The following is a 2,575-nucleotide window of genomic DNA, read 5'->3' as shown; positions in this document are numbered from 1 at the left end:
CTTTTGTGACGTTGGCGAGTAATGCATCAATATCTAACGTATTAAAATTAGGTGTTAACAAGTGAAACTCTTCCTCACAATTATCCTTAACAAGTGTACTTTGCGAAAAGTTGACTGCAATTTCTCCCCCATAAGAGCCTGTATTGCCAGCTAACACACACTTATCGCTAATTGCTGTGCGTTTGCCATTAGCATCTACATAAAAATATTTATCCGTAACTGTCCCGTACTGCTGTGTAGGCGTTGAGGTTAGCATATAGCCTTGTTCATTAATTTTTACTACTGTATAATCATCCTCTTTAGTGAGCGCTGGTGCACTGGCTACATTGTAAATTACAGCAAATTCGCCCTCAAAACCTTGAGGAAATTCGTAAATCACATCTGTTGTACTACTGTTGCAGGCAGTTAACATTAATAAACTGAGTAGCAAGAAGAGCTTCTTCATGCTAGTACCAATTCATAAAGGTAAAACCATTTTACCCACGGGAAGTCTAGCTGTAAATCTACTTTGCCAACACGTTGGAAACCGAGTTTTTCATATAGCGCAATGGCAGGCGTATTTTGTGTAACGGCATCTAAACGAATGCTGTCGTATCCTTCAGTCTTTGCCCAATTTATAATGCATGTTACAAGCTCAGTCCCACTGACCTTATGTAAAAAATCTTTAGCAAGTCCATGAATCATTACAGGGTTTGCCTCCTGTAATTGCCAATCGCCTTCATTATAAGCAGGTGCACCAATTTGGTTAAGTACGACGCAGCCAACACGTTCGTTATCCTTAGTAAAGATAAATAAATCGCCTGCTTCAAAGCTTTTAATAGCTGTAGCCTCACTAGGGTAAACGCCTCGCTTCCATAAAGGGTAGTTAGTGTTTGCCTCTAGTTGTGCGCATGAGCGATCATATAAATCTGCAACATACGCCACGTCTTGTTGGTTTGCCTTGTGTAATTTCATTTCTCCTCACCTCGCCATAAGTATAAACGTTTTGCTAGAATATGGGCAAATCACGAACTTTATTTAAAATAAAAATATAAATGTTCGTGAATGGTATTGATTTTAGTGAAAAGCGGTGATATATTACGAGTGTAAATAAAAACTGTCGTCGTATAATATCGGTAATAAGGTCCGATAGTCTCTACCAGGTCACCGTAAAAGACCTGACTACGAAATTAAATAAGAGCTTACGTACGACAAACGGAGGCAAAATTAGTTATGAAGAAGTATTTCCAATTTGAAGAGTTGGGTACGAATTACCGTCGCGAAATAATGGGTGGTCTAACAACATTCTTAGCGATGGCGTATATTCTAGTTGTTAACCCTTTAATGCTGTCATTAGATGGTATAGAAGGTGTACCAGATGAGATGCGTATGGATTACGGAGCGGTGTTTGTAGCAACAGCACTTGCAGCAGCAGTAGGTTCACTATTTATGGGGATTATTGCACGTTATCCAATTGCGCTTGCACCAGGTATGGGGTTAAATGCATTCTTCGCATTTTCAGTCGTATTAGGCATGGGTATTCCTTGGCAAACTGCTTTAACAGGTGTGCTATGCTCAGGATTAATTTTCATTGTTCTATCATTAACAGGATTGCGTGAGTTAATTATTAATGCAATTCCGATGCAACTTAAACATGCAGTAGGCGCAGGTATCGGCTTTTTTATCACATTTATTGGTTTGAAAAATGCCGAAATTATTGTGCCTGACCAAGCTACATTTGTAACGCTTGGTAATATTGTAGAAACACCCAACGCATTACTTGCCATTTTCGGCTTAGCTATTACAGTTATTTTCATGACCAAAGGTATTAAAGGTAGCGTGTTTTACGGCTTATTATTAACAGCAGTCGTTGGTATTATCTTTAACCTTGTGCCAATGCCAGAAAAAATCATTGGAGCCATTCCTTCTGTATCACCTACATTTGGTGCTGCGCTTGATCCAATTTTTAACGACTTTGGCTCATTGGTTTCCCTTAACTTTTTAGTTGTAGTGTTAACATTCTTGTTTGTAGATTTCTTTGATACTGCAGGTACACTCGTAGCTGTAGCTAATCAAGCAGGATTAATTAAGGACGAAAAACTACCACGTGCAGGTCGCGCTTTATTAGCAGACTCATTAGCCACAGTAACAGGAGCTATCTTCGGTACATCAACAACAACATCTTATGTAGAGTCTACGGCGGGTGTAGCAGCAGGTGCAAGAACAGGTTTTGCTTCCGTAGTAACGGGTGTCTTATTTTTATTAGCCTTGTTCTTTTATCCAGTGCTTAGCGTTATTACTTCAGCAGTTACGGCTCCTGCCTTAATTATTGTAGGTGTATTAATGGCTAGCGCACTTAAATTAATAGAGTGGGATAAATTTGAGATTGCAGTGCCAGCCTTTTTAGTTATTATTATGATGCCATTAACATCATCAATTGCTACAGGTATTGCCATTGGATTTATTTTTTACCCAATTACAATGATTGTTGCAGGTCGTGCCAAAGAAATTCATCCAATTATGTATGGCCTATTTGGTATCTTTTTAGCCTATTTCATTTTCTTATAAATAATACAATGACCTCTTTTGCTAAAAA

Annotated in this window: 2 protein-coding genes, 1 pseudogene and 1 riboswitch; of the genes and pseudogenes, 1 reads left to right on the top strand and 2 read right to left on the bottom strand. The window is 38.6% G+C overall.

Going from position 1 to position 2,575, the window contains the following annotated elements; all coding sequences use genetic code 11:
• Nucleotides 1-445 (bottom strand): annotated as a pseudogene (locus CH76_RS13120) (hypothetical protein); the annotation flags it as partial.
• Nucleotides 442-954 carry a GNAT family N-acetyltransferase gene (locus CH76_RS13115; protein WP_036147252.1) on the bottom strand — a complete coding sequence of 171 codons (513 nt, stop codon included), beginning with the start codon at nucleotides 952-954 and terminating at the stop codon, nucleotides 442-444. The gene CH76_RS13115 and the pseudogene CH76_RS13120, both read right to left, overlap by 4 nt.
• 128 nt (nucleotides 955-1,082) lie before the next feature.
• Nucleotides 1,083-1,184: riboswitch (purine riboswitch) on the top strand.
• Nucleotides 1,185-1,212: 28 nt separating this feature from the next.
• Here CH76_RS13115 and CH76_RS13110 point away from each other — a divergent pair.
• Complete coding sequence (locus tag CH76_RS13110; protein WP_036147249.1) at nucleotides 1,213-2,547, top strand: NCS2 family permease; 1,335 nt, start codon at nucleotides 1,213-1,215, stop codon at nucleotides 2,545-2,547.
• Nucleotides 2,548-2,575: the final 28 nt, after the last annotated feature.

The organism is Lysinibacillus sp. BF-4, from assembly GCF_000743635.1.
Taxonomy (GTDB): domain Bacteria; phylum Bacillota; class Bacilli; order Bacillales_A; family Planococcaceae; genus Metalysinibacillus; species Metalysinibacillus saudimassiliensis.
This window is presented reverse-complemented; position numbering and strand designations above follow the sequence as displayed.